At 70.8% G+C, this 16,512-nt stretch carries 23 protein-coding genes; 13 read left to right on the top strand and 10 right to left on the bottom strand.

The window, feature by feature from the left end:
- On the top strand, positions 1 to 487 hold a 487-nt coding region (locus DEIPH_RS10230; protein ID WP_034357629.1), incomplete at its 5' end, for an alpha/beta fold hydrolase.
- 96 nt (positions 488 to 583) lie between these two features.
- Here DEIPH_RS10230 and ald read toward each other — a convergent pair.
- The gene (ald, locus tag DEIPH_RS10225) at positions 584 to 1,690 is read right to left on the bottom strand and encodes an alanine dehydrogenase (protein WP_034357587.1); all 1,107 of its coding nucleotides are present in this window, start codon (positions 1,688 to 1,690) and stop codon (positions 584 to 586) included.
- A 162-nt stretch (positions 1,691 to 1,852) separates the two neighbouring features.
- Here ald and DEIPH_RS10220 point away from each other — a divergent pair, with 162 nt between their 5' ends.
- Complete coding sequence (locus DEIPH_RS10220; protein ID WP_034357585.1) at positions 1,853 to 2,323, top strand: Lrp/AsnC family transcriptional regulator; 471 nt, start codon at positions 1,853 to 1,855, stop codon at positions 2,321 to 2,323.
- A gap of 30 nt (positions 2,324 to 2,353) precedes the next feature.
- Complete coding sequence (locus tag DEIPH_RS10215; protein WP_034357583.1) at positions 2,354 to 3,064, top strand: peptidylprolyl isomerase; 711 nt, start codon at positions 2,354 to 2,356, stop codon at positions 3,062 to 3,064.
- A gap of 277 nt (positions 3,065 to 3,341) precedes the next feature.
- Here DEIPH_RS10215 and DEIPH_RS10210 read toward each other — a convergent pair whose 3' ends face one another.
- The 3 genes from DEIPH_RS10210 to DEIPH_RS10200 all read right to left on the bottom strand — a co-directional run bounded on the left by DEIPH_RS10210 (position 3,342) and on the right by DEIPH_RS10200 (position 5,152).
- Positions 3,342 to 3,998, bottom strand: a complete 657-nt coding sequence (locus tag DEIPH_RS10210) for an LrgB family protein (protein WP_034357581.1) — start codon at positions 3,996 to 3,998, stop codon at positions 3,342 to 3,344.
- 69 nt (positions 3,999 to 4,067) lie between these two features.
- Positions 4,068 to 4,454: a CidA/LrgA family protein gene (locus DEIPH_RS10205; RefSeq protein ID WP_034357579.1), complete on the bottom strand. Its 387-nt coding sequence runs from the start codon at positions 4,452 to 4,454 to the stop codon at positions 4,068 to 4,070.
- A gap of 2 nt (positions 4,455 to 4,456) precedes the next feature.
- Positions 4,457 to 5,152, bottom strand: a complete 696-nt coding sequence (locus tag DEIPH_RS10200; RefSeq protein WP_034357578.1) for a 5'-methylthioadenosine/adenosylhomocysteine nucleosidase — start codon at positions 5,150 to 5,152, stop codon at positions 4,457 to 4,459.
- 89 nt (positions 5,153 to 5,241) lie between these two features.
- Between DEIPH_RS10200 and DEIPH_RS10195 the strand changes: the two genes are divergently transcribed.
- The 6 genes from DEIPH_RS10195 to DEIPH_RS10170 are packed head-to-tail and all read left to right on the top strand — an operon-like array spanning position 5,242 to position 8,622.
- On the top strand, positions 5,242 to 5,478 hold the full coding sequence (locus tag DEIPH_RS10195) for a ferredoxin (protein WP_034357627.1): 237 nt from the start codon (positions 5,242 to 5,244) through the stop codon (positions 5,476 to 5,478).
- Positions 5,475 to 5,864 carry a DUF4149 domain-containing protein gene (locus DEIPH_RS10190; protein WP_034357576.1) on the top strand — a complete coding sequence of 130 codons (390 nt, stop codon included), beginning with the start codon at positions 5,475 to 5,477 and terminating at the stop codon, positions 5,862 to 5,864. The genes DEIPH_RS10195 and DEIPH_RS10190 overlap by 4 nt, the downstream gene beginning before the upstream one ends.
- Entirely contained in the window at positions 5,861 to 6,286 is a 426-nt protein-coding gene (locus DEIPH_RS10185) for a group III truncated hemoglobin (RefSeq protein ID WP_034357574.1), read from the top strand. Before DEIPH_RS10190 ends, DEIPH_RS10185 begins: the two co-directional genes overlap by 4 nt.
- Positions 6,283 to 6,570 carry a cupin domain-containing protein gene (locus DEIPH_RS10180; RefSeq protein WP_034357572.1) on the top strand — a complete coding sequence of 96 codons (288 nt, stop codon included), beginning with the start codon at positions 6,283 to 6,285 and terminating at the stop codon, positions 6,568 to 6,570. The genes DEIPH_RS10185 and DEIPH_RS10180 overlap by 4 nt, the downstream gene beginning before the upstream one ends.
- 58 nt (positions 6,571 to 6,628) lie before the next feature.
- On the top strand, positions 6,629 to 7,309 hold the full coding sequence (locus DEIPH_RS10175; protein WP_034357571.1) for a Crp/Fnr family transcriptional regulator: 681 nt from the start codon (positions 6,629 to 6,631) through the stop codon (positions 7,307 to 7,309).
- A gap of 59 nt (positions 7,310 to 7,368) precedes the next feature.
- Complete coding sequence (locus tag DEIPH_RS10170) at positions 7,369 to 8,622, top strand: MalY/PatB family protein (protein ID WP_034357569.1); 1,254 nt, start codon at positions 7,369 to 7,371, stop codon at positions 8,620 to 8,622.
- 110 nt (positions 8,623 to 8,732) lie between these two features.
- Here DEIPH_RS10170 and hisG read toward each other — a convergent pair whose 3' ends face one another.
- Together hisG and DEIPH_RS10160 are read right to left on the bottom strand one after the other, a co-directional pair.
- Positions 8,733 to 9,398 (bottom strand): ATP phosphoribosyltransferase, encoded by a 666-nt coding sequence (gene hisG, locus DEIPH_RS10165; protein WP_034357567.1) that lies wholly within the window; start codon positions 9,396 to 9,398, stop codon positions 8,733 to 8,735.
- Entirely contained in the window at positions 9,395 to 10,537 is a 1,143-nt protein-coding gene (locus DEIPH_RS10160) for an ATP phosphoribosyltransferase regulatory subunit (RefSeq protein ID WP_034357565.1), read from the bottom strand. The genes hisG and DEIPH_RS10160 overlap by 4 nt, the downstream gene beginning before the upstream one ends.
- A gap of 119 nt (positions 10,538 to 10,656) precedes the next feature.
- Between DEIPH_RS10160 and DEIPH_RS10155 the strand changes: the two genes are divergently transcribed.
- Genes DEIPH_RS10155 through DEIPH_RS10145 form a run of 3 tightly spaced genes read left to right on the top strand, consistent with a single transcriptional unit; the run spans position 10,657 to position 12,393 of the window.
- Positions 10,657 to 11,229: a PilN domain-containing protein gene (locus DEIPH_RS10155; protein ID WP_034357564.1), complete on the top strand. Its 573-nt coding sequence runs from the start codon at positions 10,657 to 10,659 to the stop codon at positions 11,227 to 11,229.
- A 59-nt stretch (positions 11,230 to 11,288) separates the two neighbouring features.
- Entirely contained in the window at positions 11,289 to 12,068 is a 780-nt protein-coding gene (locus DEIPH_RS10150; RefSeq protein WP_235183218.1) for an endonuclease III domain-containing protein, read from the top strand.
- Positions 12,058 to 12,393 (top strand): hypothetical protein, encoded by a 336-nt coding sequence (locus tag DEIPH_RS10145; protein WP_034357562.1) that lies wholly within the window; start codon positions 12,058 to 12,060, stop codon positions 12,391 to 12,393. The genes DEIPH_RS10150 and DEIPH_RS10145 overlap by 11 nt, the downstream gene beginning before the upstream one ends.
- Here the strand turns inward: DEIPH_RS10145 and DEIPH_RS10140 are convergent.
- From DEIPH_RS10140 to lysA, 4 genes are all read right to left on the bottom strand, one after another.
- Positions 12,390 to 13,160 carry a TerC family protein gene (locus tag DEIPH_RS10140; protein ID WP_034357560.1) on the bottom strand — a complete coding sequence of 257 codons (771 nt, stop codon included), beginning with the start codon at positions 13,158 to 13,160 and terminating at the stop codon, positions 12,390 to 12,392. The genes DEIPH_RS10145 and DEIPH_RS10140 overlap by 4 nt on opposite strands.
- Positions 13,161 to 13,298: 138 nt before the next feature.
- Positions 13,299 to 14,075 (bottom strand): TerC family protein, encoded by a 777-nt coding sequence (locus DEIPH_RS10135; RefSeq protein ID WP_034357621.1) that lies wholly within the window; start codon positions 14,073 to 14,075, stop codon positions 13,299 to 13,301.
- Positions 14,076 to 14,332: 257 nt separating this feature from the next.
- The gene (locus DEIPH_RS10130) at positions 14,333 to 14,929 is read right to left on the bottom strand and encodes a TetR/AcrR family transcriptional regulator (RefSeq protein WP_051517293.1); all 597 of its coding nucleotides are present in this window, start codon (positions 14,927 to 14,929) and stop codon (positions 14,333 to 14,335) included.
- A 55-nt stretch (positions 14,930 to 14,984) separates the two neighbouring features.
- A complete protein-coding gene (gene lysA / locus DEIPH_RS10125; protein ID WP_034357559.1) occupies positions 14,985 to 16,133 on the bottom strand; it encodes a diaminopimelate decarboxylase in 1,149 nt (382 codons plus the stop codon).
- 146 nt (positions 16,134 to 16,279) lie between these two features.
- Between lysA and DEIPH_RS10120 the strand changes: the two genes are divergently transcribed.
- Positions 16,280 to 16,468 carry a hypothetical protein gene (locus tag DEIPH_RS10120; RefSeq protein ID WP_152544889.1) on the top strand — a complete coding sequence of 63 codons (189 nt, stop codon included), beginning with the start codon at positions 16,280 to 16,282 and terminating at the stop codon, positions 16,466 to 16,468.
- The last annotated feature ends 44 nt before the right edge of the window (positions 16,469 to 16,512 follow it).

The raw sequence follows: 16,512 nt of genomic DNA, 5'->3' as shown, positions 1-16,512 counted from the left end.
CCGCACGGCCCCCCAGCGCTTCATGGGCATGATCCTGATCGACACCATCGCCAACCCCGCCAGCGTCGTCGAGCAGAACCTCTGGAAGGGCATGGCGCAGAAGGCGCAGATGTTCGGGCCGCAGTCCCTCGCGCCCGAGCTGCTCAAGGACATGCTGACCGGCGACACGCGCGCGCACCGCATGGGGGACGTTAAGTTCCTGACCGACATCGTGAAACAGGCCAGCGTCGCGGCGGACGTGGCGGGCGCGAACGTCCTGGCGACCCGGCCCGACTCGCTCCCCACCCTCAAGACCATCACCGTGCCGACCCTGATCCTCGAGGGCCTGGAAGACACCGTCTACCCCATCGAGTTCAGCCAGAAGATGCACCAGAACATCGCCGGGTCAAAGCTGGTCATCATCCCCGGTGCCGCACACGCCGCCATCTTCGAGAAGGCCACGGCGGCCAACCGCGCCATCATCGACTGGGCCAGAAGCGTTCGCTGAGGGCCATCAGCGGTGAGCCATCTCTTTCACCGCCGACAACTCAGAAAACAAAGGCGACGGACCTCATCAACAGGTCCGCCGCCTTTCCCGTGTCGCCTACGCCAGCGCCGCGTCGGCCCCCACCGAGGGCAGTTCGAAAGCGTCCGCAACGCCCTGGTACGTGAGCTGGCCCTGGTAGGTGTTCAGGCCCAGCATCAGGGCGCGGCTGCGGTGCAGGGCGTTCACGCCGTGATCGGCCAGCAGCAGCACATAGGGGAGGGTCTGGTTGGTCAGCGCGAAGGTGCTGGTGCGGGGCACCGCGCCGGGCATGTTCGCCACGCCGTAGTGGATCACGCCGTCCACCAGATAGGTGGGGTCGTCGTGGGTGGTGGGGTGAATGGTCTCCACGCAGCCGCCCTGGTCCACCGCCACGTCCACGATGACGCTGCCTTCCTGCATCAGCGGCAGCATGTCGCGCGTGACGAGGTGCGGGGCCTTGGCCCCCGGAATCAGCACCGCGCCGACCAGCAGGTCCGCTTCCGGCAGCAGGGCGCGGATGTTGGCCTCGCTGCTCATCATGGTGGTGAGCTTGCCGAAAAACACGTCGTCGAGGTAGGTCAGGCGGCGGTGCGACACGTCCAGCACCGTCACCTTCGCGCCCAGGCCCATCGCCATCTTCGCGGCGTTGGTGCCGACCACGCCGCCGCCGACGATGACCACGTGTCCGGCCTGCACGCCGGGCACCCCACCCAGCAGCACGCCGCGTCCGCCGACCGGCTTCTGGAGGTGGTAGGCGCCCGCCTGCACGCTCAGGCGGCCCGCCACCTCCGACATGGGGGTCAGCAGGGGCAGGCTGCCGTCTTCGAGCTGCACCGTCTCGTAAGCGACGCCGGTCGTGCCCGCCGAGAGCAGCGCGTCGGTGAGGGGCCGGTCGGCGGCCAGGTGCAGGTACGTGAACAGCAGCAGGTCGTCACGCAGATACCCGTACTCGGTGGCCACCGGCTCCTTGACCTTCACGACCATCTCGGCGGCCCAGGCGTCCGCCGCCGGCCCCAGCACGGCTCCCGCCGCCACGTACTCGCTGTCCTGAATGCCGCTGCCCAGGCCCGCGCCGCGCTCGACGGTCACGCTGTGCCCCCGGCGCACCAGCGTGCCCACCCCACCGGGCGTGAGGGCCACACGGTTTTCCTTGACCTTGATTTCCTTCGGAAGTCCAATCTTCATGTCATACCCCTGCCGGATCGCCTGGGCGGTCTGCCGCCGACCCGTTTCTGTAGATGCAGCGCAATGGTAGCAGGAGACTTTCCGCGTGTGATTGCCGCATCGTGGCCTCTGAACGGCCCCGGCGCAACCGGGTTGCGGCAGACTGCTATTCTGCGGGCGTTCATGTCACAACCCGAACTGGACGCCACCGACCGCCACATCCTGACCATCCTCCAGCGCGATGCCCGCATCGCCAACACCGAACTCGCCGACGAGATCGGCCTGACGCCCGCCCCCACCCTGCGCCGCGTGCGCCGCCTGGAGGAGGAAGGCATCATCCACCGCTACGTCGCCCTGCTCGACCCCAAGCGGGTGGGCCGGGACCTGATGGTCCTGGTGCGCGTCACGCTCGACAAGCAGACCAAGCAGGGCTTCGAGACGTTCGCGGAACACATGCGCGGCCGCCCCGAGGTGCTGGAGTGCTACCTCTGCCTGGGCGACACCGATTACCTCCTGAAAGTCTGCGTGCCCGACCTCGACGCCTATCAGAACTTTCTGGTCGACGTGCTGGCCTCCATTCCCGGCGTGCGGAACACCGCCAGCACGATCGTCGTCAAGCAGGAAAAATACACGACCAGCCTCTCGCTGGAGTGAGGGGCGTCTGGCCGCGCTAGGCTGAGGCTTATGCGCTCCCTGCTGCTGATGGCCCTGCTCGTCACGTCCGCCGCGTCGGCCCAGACGACCATGCCGCTGACCACGCCGACCGGCACGCCGGCCCCGGTGACGGCGCCTCCCGCCGCGCCTGCCTTCACGCCCGTCCCCTTCCTCAGCGCCGCGCCCGTCCGCAGCTTCAAGGCCCCCGTCTGGGTCATCGACCCGGCGAAGACGTACCGGGCCGTCCTGAAGACCAGCAAGGGCGACGTGACCGTCGAGCTGGACGCGCAGCAGGCGCCCAAGGCCGTCAACAGCTTCGTGTTCCTGGCCCTGAACCACTTCTACGACGGCACGCGTTTTCACCGCGTCATCGAGGGCTTCATGGCGCAGGGGGGCGATCCCCTGAGTGCCGACGCGGCGCAGAAGGCGAACTGGGGCACGGGCGGGCCGGGCTACAACTTCTTCGTGGAACTCGATCCGGCGCTCGATTTCAAGGCCGCCGGGGTGCTGAGCATGGCCCGGGCGCAGAGCCTGTTCTCGCAGGGCAGCCAGTTTTTCATCACGCTCGCGCCCGCCGACTTCCTGAGCGGCCAGTACACCGTGTTCGGCCGGGTGGTCGCCGGACAGGACGTGCTGCAAAAGCTCACGCGCACGGCCAGCAGCGGTGCGGGCGGCGAGACGCCGATCAAGGGGGCAGAGCCGGACCTGATCCAGAGCGTCCAGATTCTGGTGCGGCCGTAAGAGCGTGTTTGAAAAGGGTCCTCATGGCAGGTGAAGTGCGTCGGGAGGGCGTGTCCGTTCCCCCCTCTGCTTCGCGGCTTGACAAGTCCCAGACTCCCCCACAAGGGGGGACTCGCAGAGCGGCTTGCCGAGGAGCAAAAAGCGCGTTCCTACCGCGTCTCTGAGCAACCCCACCCGACTTTTCAAACAGCCTCTCAGGGGTCAGTGCTCTGCCACAAGCGGCGTGAGTCGTGCGGGCTGAAAGCGGACCGCCGACACCGGCCTCACAGCCGGGTCATCACTTCAGCAGCGCCACGGCCAGCGTGACCACCAGCGCGGCCAGGCCCATGCCGATGCTGCTGGCGGCCCCGGTCTCCTCGCCTTCCTCGCGGGCGCGGGCCGTCCCGATGCCGTGTGACACGCTGCCCACCGCGACGCCGCGCGCCAGCGGGTGCCGGACCCCCAGCCGGGTCAGCACGGATGGCAGGAACAGCGCCCCCAGCAACCCCGACAGCACCGCGAGGGTCGCGGCGAGCGCGGGCGGCGCACCCGTCACCCCCGCGAGTTGCAGCGCGACCGGACTCGTCACGGGCGCGGTGACCAGGGAGCGCTGCACCTCGGCGCTCAGGCCCAGCAGGCGCGGCAGCAGGGTATCCACCCCGACCCCCACCAGCGTCCCCGTGACGCCGCCGACCACCAACGCCCGCCACTCGCGGGCCAGCAGCGCCCGCAGCCGGTACAGCGGCACCGCCAGCGCCACCACCGCCGGACCCAGCAGGAACGAGATGGGCCGGACCTCCGCCGCATAGCGCCCGTAGGGCGTGCGCGACAGCAGCAGCGCGGCGACCAGCAGGACCGTCGCCACCAGCGTCGGATTGGCCAGCGGATGCCGCGCGCGTGCCTGCGCCAGCACGCCCAGCGCAAAGGCGAGGAGGGTGAGGGCGACCCAGGTCACGGGTGCCCCCCAGGGACAGAGGGCTGTGTGCCCTTCACCGCGCCCCACATCTCGCGCACCGCCTCTCCCTCATTCCCGCACCAGCCGCGCCGCGAGCAGGCCCGCCACGCCCGCCCCCAGCAGCAGCCCGGCCAGCATGACCAGCAGCCACAACGCCCAGGCCGCCCCCGCCGACAGATACTCGATCACGCCGACGGTGGCGGGCACGAACAGCAGGCCCAGTGTGGCGAGCAGGCCGTCGGCAGCTCCCTCGATCCAGTGCAGGCGCACCACGCCCAGCGACAGGGCCGCCCACAGCAGGCCCATGCCGACCACCGATCCCGGGAAGGGCAGGCGCAGCACGGTGACCAGGGCGGTCCCCAGCGCCGCGAAGCCCGTCAGGATGCCCAGGCCCAGCACGAAACGCACCGGAGCGGGCAGCCTGCCTGTGACAGAGGCGGGGGCGGGACCGTTCATGTTCAGGCCTGGGTGCTCAGGCGGGCAAGCATCCCGCGCACGACCTGTTTGGCGTGGCGGGCGACCAGCGGCATGAAGGTCCGGTAGTCCACGTTCGCGTCGTGGTCGGCGGTGTCGCTGACCGAGCGGATCACCACGAAGGGCACGCCCGCCTTGGCGCAGACCTGGGCCACGGCGGCCCCTTCCATCTCCGCGCAGGCCGCCCCGAAACGGGTCCAGAGGCGCTGCACGTCGCCCGCCGAGGCGATGAACTGGTCGCCGCTCGCCACCCGGCCCTCCAGCGCGCGGACGCCCTCCACCTCGCCGGCAGCCTCCAGGGCGGCGACCCGCAGGCGTTCATCGGCGGCCCAGGCCGGGACCTCTCCGGGAATAGTGCCCAGCTCGTAGCCCAGTGCCGTGACATCCACGTCGTGCTGCACCAGATCGGTACTCACCACGATGTCGCCCACCCGCAGATCGGGGTGAACGCCGCCCGCCACGCCGGTAAAAATCACGCGGTCCGCGCCTTCCAGCAGCAGGTACGTGGCCGTCATCGCGGCGTTCACCTTGCCGATGCCGCCGCGCGTGAGCAGCACGGGCACGCCGTCCAGCACGCCCCGGTAAAGGGTCGCGCCGGGCCGCTCCAGTGTTTCGCGGTCTTGCAGGTCCGTCAGCAACAACTCGATTTCTTCGTCCATCGCGCCCATGATCGCCAGCATGAGGGGCAGTGTACGGCCCCGGCGGGGGAAGGGCGCGGCCCTTGACCCAGGTCATGGTCCTTTGCGCGGCGGCGGCGCAGGCTCTGGCTATGCCTCACGTGATTGTCAGCCCCTGCATCGGTGTCAAGGATCAGGCCTGCACCGAGGTCTGCCCGGTGGAGTGCATCTATGACGGCGGTGACCAGTTCCTGATTCACCCCGACGAGTGCATCGACTGCGGCGCGTGCGTGCCCGCCTGCCCGGTCAGCGCCATCTTCCCCGAGGAGGACGTGCCCGCCGGTGAGGAAGAGTTCATCGTCAAGAACCGGGCGTTTTTCGGGCTATGACGGTTCTGACGGCCCTGAACGTGTTGCTGGTCGGGGCGTGGGTGGGCATGTACGTATTCACCACGTTCGTGGTCAGCCCGGCCTTCACGGAACTGTTCCCCGACGAGGCCACCCGCAGCGCGCACCGCCGCACGGTGGGCCGCTATTACGCGCGCGTCAACGGCCCCATCAGCCTGCTGCTGCTGCTCACGGTGCTGGCACAAGGCGTCACGGGCGGCTTCAGCCCCGCGCTGCTGGCCGAACTGGGGGTGCTGCTGCTGATCGGCGGGCTGGTGTCCACGCATGTCCGCCGCGCGGAACGGGTCCGGCCCCCCGCCTGGATCGCCCACACGACCCTCGCCGCCAGCGCCCTGCTGTGTGGCCTGGCGCTGGCGGCCCACGGATGACGCTGCCCCTGACCCACCCGGACGCCCTGTTCGCCCGGCTGGGCGACGAGACGCTTCGGCGCGTGCTGTGGGCCTTTTATGCCCGGGCCGTGCAGGACGACCAGCTCGGCCCGGTCTTTACCCGCAAGCTCGGGCCGTTTCCGCGTGGGGGCTGGCCGCTGCATATCGCCCGGCTGGAAGGCTTCTGGCGGGCGGTCACGGGTGGCCCCAGCGCCTACCGGGGCCAGCCCGGCCCGGCCCATGCGGATCTCGGGATCGGTGCCGCCCATTTCGACCGCTGGCTGACGCTCTGGGAGGAGACACTACGCGAACACCTCGGCCCGGCCGAGGCGCAGGCGCTCCTGACCCTGGCCGGGCGGATGCGGGTCAATCTGGAGCGGCACGCCCGGCCCTTCCCGCCGCCCACCCAGGAGACACCATGAAACGCGCCCAGCCCCCGCAGATTCTCGCCACGACGCCGGGAGGCCGCAGCCTCCTTTTTCACCTGAATGCCGGAGAGGGGATGCCCCGACATCAGCATCCCCAGACCCAGGTCGTGATCGCCGTGCTGAGCGGCGAACTGCACGTCACCACGGACGAGGGCACCCGGACCCTGTACGGCGCGGAGGTCACGGTGCAGGACGGCGGCCAGCCGGTTGCCCTGGAAGCCGCCCAGCCCGGCACGCAGGTGCTGGTCACGCTGCTCGGCGGCCGCGAGGGCGGGTAGGGGATAGGGCAGAGGTCCCCCGCCCGCCGCGCCTCCCCGCGTGGCAGGATCAGGGGACGTGACGGACCGTGCCGAACAGTTGCTGAGCCACGCCCCGGTCTTTCAGGGGGCGCAGGCCGCCGACCTGCGGCCCCTCGCCGCGCTGGCGTCCTTCCGGTTATTGAAGCGCGGCGAACACCTGTTCCGGGCGGGGGACGCGCTGGACACCGTCTATCTGGTGAGTTCGGGCAGCGTGCGGGTGTACCGGCTGGCCCGGGGCGGCACGCGCGAGCTGACCGTGCATGTGGAAGGCCCCCGGCAACTGGTGGCGGGCATCGCGGCCTTCCAGAGCCGGGCCATCGCCCCGGCGAGTGCGGTCGCGCTGCACACGCCCACCGAGGTGCTGTGCCTGCCCGCCGGGGCCGTGCGCGAGCGGGTTTTCGGGACGCCCGCCCTGGCCCAGGCAGTGATCGCGTCCTTCGCGCGGCGGCAAGCCGAACTGCTCGCCCGCATGGAGGGGCTGGTCTTCAGCGAGCTGGGCGAGCGGCTGGCCGCGTACCTGCTGGAGAATGCCCCGCAGCCGCACGCCCTGCCCACCAACAGCGAACTTGCGGCCCTGCTCGGCACGGTGCCCGAACTCGTCAGCCGCAAGCTGGGCGAGTTCTACCGCCTGAACCTGATTCACCTGGAACGCCGCACGGTGCGCGTGACCGACGCCGCCGAACTCGCGCGGTTGGCGCAGGGGAACCGGGAAGGCTAAGCCCCGCCGTGCTCTGCTGTTCCTGGCCCCTACCCCACTGCACGGCGTATCCTCGCCCCATGACCACCCCGGACCTGCCCGAACTGACGCCCTCGGCCCCCAGCGCGGCCCCGAACGCGGCCGACGTGTACGGCACCCTCGACCCCGCCGCGCTCGCGCATGTGGACAGCCTGAAGTGGACGAGGTACGGCGAGGGCGTCATTCCGCTGTGGATCGCGGATATGGATTACCCGGTCGCGCCCCCCATTCTCGCGGCGCTTCAGGAGCGCCTGACCCGCGGCCTGGGCTACTACCCGCTGTCCGACGCGGCGGCGCTGAATGTGAACCTGCGCGAAAAACTCGCCGGGCAGGGCCTCACGGACCTGCCGGGGGACGGTCTGAGCTTCCTCCCGGGCGTGGTGCCGGGGCTGTATGCGGCGGTCGCGGCCCTGACCGCGCCGGGCGAGCCGGTCCTGACCATGACGCCGATCTACCACCCCTTCCACCTCAGCATCACCGACCAGGGCCGCCGGGTGGCCGCCGCGCCGCTGCGCGAGGGCGGTGAGGGGGGCACGGCCCGCTGGGACATCGACTGGGACGCGCTGGACGCCGCCGCCCGGGGCACCCGCCTGCTGCTGCTGTGCCATCCCCACAACCCCACCGGGCGGGTGTGGAACGCGGACGAACTCGCGCGCCTGCGGGACTTCGTGCTGGAGCGCGACCTGTATGTGGTGTCCGACGAGTTGCACGCCGACCTGCGCTACACCGGCGCCCCCTTCGAGGCGTTCGCCGCCGACCCGCGCGTGCGGGAGCGGACCCTGACCCTGACCGGGCCTTGCAAGGCGTACAACACGGCGGGCCTGGGGATCGGCGTGATGGTGGGCCACGATCCGGCCCTGGTGAAGCGGGTCCGGGGCGCGGCAGGCGGGCTGATGGGCCACCCCTCGACCCTCAGCGTGACCATGTGGCAGGCGGCATTGGGTGAGGGCGGCCCCTGGCTGGCGCAGACCCTCGCCTACCTGCGGGGCAACCGCGACGTGCTGCACGCGTTCCTGGCCGCGCACCTGCCCTGGGTCCGCGCCACGCTGCCCGAGGCGACCTACCTCGCGTGGCTGGACCTGCGCGCCCATCCCCGCGCGGGAGACATCCAGAACTTCCTGCTGGAAGAGGCCAGAATCGCCATTCACGACGGCCCCCTCTTCGCGCCCGACGAACTCAAGGGGCGGTATCAGGGCTTTATCCGCCTGAATTTCGCCACCAGCCGCACCCTGCTGATCGAGGCGCTGGAGCGGATGGCCGATGCACTGGGCAGCGAGGTTCAGGCGCAGGTGTGAACAGGGCCGCAGGCCGCCGGGTCAGGGTTAGGTCCGTTTTCCGGGAGACGTGACCCTGACCTCGCGGCGCTGCCCGGCCCGGCGTGTGGCCGCGTCCGGAAGCTTTTTCCCTATTCCCCGTCCGTGGCGGTTCCCGGCCGACCGCTCCCCGTCAGTTCGCGCAGCCGCTCGATCAGGGGCCGCAGCCGTTCCCGCCGCAGCTTCAGCGCCGCGCGGTTCACGACCAGGCGGGCGCTGGAGTGGTACAGCACGTCGATCTCCTCCAGGTGGTTGGCCCGCAGGGTACTGCCCGTCTGGACCAGGTCCACCACCGCGTCGGCCAGGCCGGTCAGCGCGGCCAGCTCGATATTGCCCGACAGTTTCACGACCTCGGCGGGAATGCCGCGCGCGGCGAGGTACGCGCGGGCCGAGCGGGGGTACTTGGTCGCCACCCGCCCGATGGGGCCACTCGCACCCACCTCCCGGATCAGGCTGAGGTGACAGGCGGCGAAGCCCAGGTCCACCGGTTCGTAGACCGTGCGCCCGGACTCGATCAGCACGTCCTTGCCGACGATGCCCGCGTCGGCCACGCCCAGGTCCACGTAGACCGGCACGTCCTGGTTGCGCAGTTCCAGCACGGTCACGCCCGGAAACTCGTGGCGCAGCGCACGCGACTTTTCCGGCAGGGTGAGGGGCAGGCCCGCGCGCGCCAGTAGGGCGACCGCCTCTTCCAGAATGCGGCCCTTGGGCAGCGCGAGGGTGAGGTGATCGGGGCTGCGGGGTGCGGCGGGCGTCATGCCGTCACCTCCGTCAGCGTGTTCCCCCGCGCCCAGCGGCGGATGCCCCGCCGCCGGCAGTAGGTCAGCAGCGCCTCCCGGTCGTCCGTCCAGGCGAGTTCGGCGACTATGCCGGCGGCGCGGGCGAGGTCGGCCCCGGCGGGATCGAGCGCCAGCACCAGTTCCGGCTCGGGGGGGAGGTTGGCCGCCGTGACCTCGGTCAGCCGCTCCAGGCCGATGGCGAAACCCGCGCCCGGCAGCCCCCCCAGGTCGTAGCGCCCGCCCCCCAGCACCGGCTGGTTCAGCCCCTCCGCGTAGGCCCGGAACGTGATCCCGGTGTAGTACCCGTAGCGGCGGCTGGCCCCCAGGTCGAACAGCAGCCCCGGTTCACAGAGCGCGGCCACCGCCTCCAGGTGGGCCACCGCCGCCCGCGCCCGCTCGCCGCGTGCCAGGGCCGCCGCCTGCGCCAGCACCTCGGGGCCGCCGTACAGGTCGGTCAGGGTGTGCAGGGTCGCCGTGACCCCGGCCCCCAGGCCGTGCGCGGCGGCCAGCAGGTCCACGTCCGCGCCGCTCTTGCGGTCGATGGCGTCGTGCAGGGCGTCCCGCGCGTCCACGTCCAGGCCCGCGTCCTCCAGCACGGCGTCCAGAAAGCCGGGATAACCGACCTCCATCACCGCCCGCACGCCCACCGTCTCCAGTGCCCGCGTGCCCAGGCGCAGCAGTTCGGCGTCGGCCTGTGGGGTCGCCACGCCGATCAGCTCCACGCCGACCTGCCCGAACTCGCGCAGGCGGCCCAGTTCGCTGGTCAGGGTCCGCAGCCACAGGCGGCCCCCGTACTGGAGGCGCAGCGGAAACGGCCCCTCCGGAAAGCGGGCGCGGACCAGCCGCCCGACCGCCGTCGTGAACTCGCTGCGCAGGGCCAGCACCTCCCCGCCCGTGTCGATCAGCTTGAAGGCCCGCGCGCTTTGCGGATGGTCGGGGGCCGCGAACTCCAGCGCCGGAACCTCCACCCCCCGGTAACCCCAGGCCGCGAACACGCCCGCCAGCCGCGTCCGCAGATGCTCGCGCCAGGCCCATTCGGGCGGCAGCACATCACGGGTGCCCTCGGGAACGGCGCGGGTCAGGGGGGCGGGGCGGGGCGGAAGACTCACGGGGGGTATTAAAGCACCGGGGAAAAGGGAAGGTGCCGGGCCGGGCTATCCGCCGCCAGCCGCCAGAGGGCCGGCGGGGGCCGGTGCCTGGCCCAACGTTCCTGGCTCCCCGCTCTATACTTGCCCCCATGCGCCGCGCCGCCCCCGTCCTCCTCCTGCTCGCGCCCCTGCTGGGCGGCTGCGCCCGCACGACCGATACCTTCAGGCCACGCATCGTGGTGACCAGTCCCGACGGCGGCGGCGTGAGCCAGTCACGCAGTTTCACGGTGCAGGGGTACGTGCTGGACGATCAGGGGGTCACGCAGGTCACGGTGGATGGCAAGGCCATTCCGATCAAGCCCGGCAGCTACAAGATCGCCAACTTCGCCTTTCAGGCGCAGATCGAGGGCGCGCGCGGCCAGTACACCATCGGGGCGCGGGACAAGGCGGGCAACAAGAGTACGCTGGTCCTGCCCGTGGCCGTGGACAGCACGCCTCCGGCGGTCAAGGTCACGCGCTTTGAGCGCAGCGGCAACGTGATCCGCGTGACCGGGGTAGCCACCGACAACAGCCGGGTCACGCAGGTGATCGTGGACGGCAACCGCCTCAACATCACGCCCGGGACCCGGGTGGACTTCTATGCCGAGACGACCGGGTCCTACGCCGACCTTCAGGTCGTGGACGGCGCCGGGAACGTCACCAAACTCCGCGCGCGGCAATGAGGCCATGAGACGCACAGGCAGGCACAGTCTCCCGCCGGTCCGCCCGCTAGCCTGACGGCGTGCCGCGCGTTCCTCCCGCTCCCGCCTCTCCGCCGCTGCCTGGCAAGACCCGCGTGCCCCGCCTGACCCCGGCCCAGGAGGTGCCGCCGCCCGCGCATCTGCCGGAGATCATGCGCCGCCTCGCCCAGACGTATCTGCCCACGCCCCTCACCCCGCAGGTGAGCCGCGAGCCGCTGGACGACCTGATCCGCATCATCCTGGCGCAGCAGAACACCTCGGCCCTGACCCGCCGGCAGTTCGGGGCGCTGAGGGCCGCCTATCCCGTCTGGGAAGCGGCCCTGGCCGACGGCCCGGACGGGGTGGAAGCCGTGCTGCGGGCGGCAGGCGGCGGCCTCGCCCGAACGAAGGCCGACTACATCTGGAACGTGCTGCACCGGCTGGAAGAAACGCGCGGTGAGCTGAGCCTGCGCGGCCTGCGCACCCTGAACGACGCGGACGCCCGCGCCCTGCTGGAGTCGCTGCCGGGCGTGGGGATGAAAACGGCCAGCCTGCTGCTGCTGTTCGACCTGGCCCGCCCCGCGATCCCGGTGGAGAACAACATTCACCGCGTGGCCGGGCGGCTGGACCTGATTCCGGCGCGCTGGAACGTCCTCAAGGCCGAACGCTGGTTCGATGGGGTGTTGCCCCGCGACTGGGCGGCCCGCGCGACCTTCCACGTCTCGGCCATCCGGCACGGGCGGCAGACCTGCCTCAGCCAGCGCCCCCGCTGCGAGGTCTGCGTGCTGAGGGACCTCTGCCCCTCGGCGGGCCTGTTCCTGGGGGGACAGGATGAGGCTTGAAGCCCTGCTGGCCGCCCTGCAAGAGTTGTTCGGCCCGCGCCTGAGCTTTGGGCCTGCCGGCCGGGAGGCCGTCTCCGTCTTTTGGGACGGGGTCAGCGAAGGCGCGGTCTGGAGCCGGGCGGACGACCCTGGAGACGCCGCTCTCTTTTTCCTGAGTGCCGTCCACGACGCCGTTCTGGAAGGTATGGGCCGGCGCGGCGAACACCCCGGCCCCTGGGCCGACGCTTCTCCCAGGGTGACCCGGGAAGGGGGGAACTTGCGCCTGAGTCTCCACACGCCGGACGGGCAGCAGGCTGAGGTGGTGGTGGCCGTGCGCGAGCTTTAGCGCTTCCCGCTTTGGGGCGGTGCCCCCACCTCCTCCAGCCGTTGCCGGATCACCGTCCTCGCGGCGCGGACCGTGTAGAGCATGGTGACGCCGGTAAACAGCATGGTGAAGTAGATAAAGGCGCGCGGCACCTCCACCCCGAAGGCTTCCCCGACCAGCGTCGAGCCGATCAGGAGCAGGAAGGCGGCGGCGAGCAGCTTCAGCGGCGCGTGGGCGTCCATGAAGCGCGAGATGGGGCCGCTGGCGGCGATCATCACCAGCATCGCCAGCACCACGGCCAGGATCATCACCGGGAGGTTGCCGCTCACGCCCACCGCCGTGACCACGCTGTCCAGGCTGAAGACGATGTCCAGCAGCGGAATCTGGAGAATCACGCTCGCCAGCGTCACCGGCCGCGCGCCCGGGTCCTCTGCCCCCAGCGGATTCCGGGCCATCCGCGAAAGTTCGCGCACGCTCTTGACCATCAGGAAGAGGCCACCCGCCAGCAACACCAGGTCGCGCACGCTGAGGTCCTGCCCGAAGACCGTCAGCAGCGGGGCGGTCAGGCGGGTCAGCCAGGTGACGCTGGCGAGCAGGGCGATGCGTGTGACCACCGCCAGCGCCAGCCCCAGTGTCCGCGCGAACGCCTGCTGTCCCTGCGGCAGCCGTCCGGCCAGCAGCGTGATGAACACGATATTGTCGATGCCCAGGATCAGTTCCAGCAGCGTGAGGCTCAGCACGGCGGCCCACGCTTCGGGCGTGCTGAAGGCGGACAGGAAGGCGTGCATGAGGCGAGGGTACGCCCTGAGAGAAGCGGGCAGCCAACGCCGTTTTCCTGAGCGTTGGCCGCCCGCCTCTCCCGTAGCGGCGGCAAGAGGGCCGGACCCGCAGGCCCGGCCCCCCCTTCATTACTCTGGCTCTGTCCCTCAGCCCGCGTCGGGATGCCGCTGCGTGTCGTGCAGCTGGACCGGTTTGCCCTTGCGGGCGCGCATGTTCAGCAGTTCCACCAGGATGGCGAAGCCCATCGCAAAGTACGTGTAACCCTTGGGGATGTGGAACCCGAAGCCGTCCGCGATCAGGTTCACGCCGATCAGGAGCAGGAAGGCGAGGGCCAGCATCTTGATCGTGGGGTGCGCCTGCACGAAGTCCCCGATAGGCCGCGCGGCGACCAGCATGATGCCCACCGTCACCACGACCGCGCTGACCATCACGCCGATGTCGTCGGCCATACCGACCGCCGTGATGACCGAGTCGAGGCTGAAGACGATGTCCAGCAGCATGATCTGGGCGATGGTCGCCGCGAAGTTCGCCGTGCCCTGCTTCGCCACGTTCACGCCCGGGCTGCGGGTTTCGGGGCCTTCGAGTTGCTCGTGCATCTCCTTGACGGCCTTGTACAGCAGGAAGAGGCCGCCCAGAATCAGGATCAGGTCGCGCCCCGAAAAGCCCAGGCCGAAGACCGTGAACAGATCGTCCTGCAAGCGGTAGATCCAGGTGATCGAGAACAGGAGCGCCAGCCGCATCAACATGGCGGCCAGCAGGCCGATGGTGCGTGCCCGGGGCTGTTGCTCGGGCGGCAGCTTGCCCGCCAGGATGCTGAGAAAAATAACGTTGTCGATGCCCAGGACCACTTCGAGCAGCAGCAGCGTCCCGAAGGCCAGCCACGCTTCAGGCTGGCCGACCCAGCCGAACAGAGATTCAATCACGGAGAACTCCAGGAACCACAAAAGAATGAGGTGGGACGCGGCCTTGCGTTCCACACCGGGGTGAGCCGCCGGGGGCGGCAGGAAAGGGCAGGCGGGTCACCCCGCGACGCGCCGCCGGAGGGCGCGTTACGGTTCATGCTCCGGGAGAAGTTGTGCACGAATCGTAAATGTTAGATGAAGATCCTTCATGTTCGGCTGCCGCTGCCGGGGCAGGCCGTCTTCACCCGCCCTGTGGACGGCCCCGGGAGCGGGGCGCTTCAGCGGGGCGTCGCGCCGTCGAGGTAGACGCTCAGCAGGGCGCGTGCAGTGCCGTGCGGGTCGGCGGGGGGAGCGCCGGTGACCAGCGGGTACATCAGGGCCAGCAGCGCCCGTGTCAGGACGGTGGGGGGCAGGTCCGCGCGCAGTTCGCCGCGCCGCGCGGCCTCCTCGATCAGCCGGGCGAGGCCGCCCATCCAGACACGGCGGTACTCGTCTTCAAAGGCGGCGCGGCGCTCGGGGGACACGTGGCGCAGTTCGCCCGCCAGTTGCAGGCCCACGCGCTGCTCGGGCGCGCTCGCCAGCAGGTCGCCCACCAGCGTCTCCAGTTGCGCCCGCACCCCCACCTGCGTCTGCGCGTGGGCCACCAGGCGGCTCAGCCCGTCCAGCGTGCCGTCCAGCATCGCCAGGAACAGCGCTTCCTTGTCGGCGTAGTGGTGATACAGGGCGGGCTTGGTCACGCCCACGGCCGCCGCCACCTCGCGCATGCTGACCCCGTGATAACCGCTGGCCACAAACAGCCGCGCCGCCTCGGTCAGGATGCGGGCGCGCGTGGTATCGGGGGTGGGCGAGGTCGGCAGCGAGGGCGGGACAGTCACGGCTGCATGATAGCCCAGGCAGGGCGAACGTCCCGGGATTCAGCCGGAAGCGGGATCAGAAGGGCGCGAGTTCCGCCGCCCACACGTCCTGCGGCGTCTCGCGGCGGCGGATCAGGGCCCAGGCCGCGCCGTCCCACAGCGCTTCGGCGGGGCGGGGGCGGGTGAGGTAGTTGCTGCTCATGCTCGCGCCGTACGCCCCGGCCTCCCCGAGGGCGAGCAGGTCGCCGGGGGTGGGGGCGGGCAGCCGCACGCCGCGGGCCAGCAGGTCGCCGCTCTCGCAGGCGGGACCGGCCACGTCCCAGCGGTCCTGGACCTCGCCGTCCCACAGGGCCGTCACCGGGTGCTGCGCGCCGTACAGCATGGGGCGCAGCAGCTCGGTCATGCCCGCGTCGGTCAGCACGAAGTTGCGTCCGGTGTGCTTGGTGCCCACCACGCGCGTGAGCAGCGTGCCCGCCCGCGCCACCAGATACCGCCCCGGCTCGACCCAGAGCTGCGCGCTGAAGGTGGCGGCCGCCGCGTGCGCCTCCCGCGCGATGCCGGGCAGGTCGGCGTCCACGCCCCAGCCGCCGCCCACGTCGAGCACGTCCAGATCGCCGGTGTGCAGGTGCAGGGCTGTCAGCCGCGCGAAAGCGGCGCTGAAGTCCCCCGCATTCCGAATCGCGCTGCCGATATGGACGTGCAGGCCGCGTGCGTCGTGTCCGGCCTCCCGCAGCGCCCCCAGGACCTGGGGAACCTGTTCCGGCGTCACCCCGAATTTGCTGCTCGCCGCCCCGGTGGCGAGGTGGTCATGCGTGCTGACGTCCAGTGCCGGGTTCACACGCACCAGCGCCTTCGACCGGGGCGGGAGCAGCCCCACCTCTTCCACGCGGTCCACGATGAAGGTCGCGCCCAGCCGCGCCCCCGCCGCGTACTCCTGCGCCGACTTCGCGGGGCCGTTCACCAGCAGGGTGTCGCCGCTTGCGCCCACATGTTCGGCCCGCGCGATCTCGCCCGCGCTCACGCACTCGAACCCCACGCCCGCCGCCCGCATCCGCCCCAGCAGCGTGAGATTCGGGTTCGCTTTGACCGCGTAGAACACCCGCGCCGGACCGAAGGCCGAACGCACCCGCGCCAGCGCGGCGTCCAGTTCAGCCGCGTCGTACACGTACAGGGGCGTACCGAAACGTTCGGCGGCGGTCCGGAGTTCAGAACGTGAAAGGGTCACGGGGGAAGTGTAGGGGGCGGGGACGGGGAGCGTCGAGAACGCCGCCGCTGGAGCCGGACCGCTGGCCCCCACCTGTTTCGCGGCGCTGTCCGGGGATCAGGGCACGCGCCAGTCTGGTCCGGATGCACGGCGGTCACGTGAACACCATGACCCCGGACCCTGAAGACCCCCAGGCCGTGGCCGCCGTGGAAATCATTCTGGACGAGTCCGGCATTCCGCCCCCGGAAGGAGACACGGTCCATGACTCGGGGGGCAATGACGACCGCGTCACCCGCAGTCTCGGCCCCACCGAAACACGGGGCTGGTGGCTGATCGAGGGGAAGCTCATCAACTGAGCCAGGCCGGGCTATGGGCCATGAACGTTGGGCGATGAACCTAC

It is taken from the genome of Deinococcus phoenicis (genome assembly GCF_000599865.1).
GTDB lineage: Bacteria > Deinococcota > Deinococci > Deinococcales > Deinococcaceae > Deinococcus > Deinococcus phoenicis.
The sequence above is the reverse complement of the archived record's forward strand: the minus strand, read 5'-3'. Positions and strand labels throughout refer to the sequence as shown.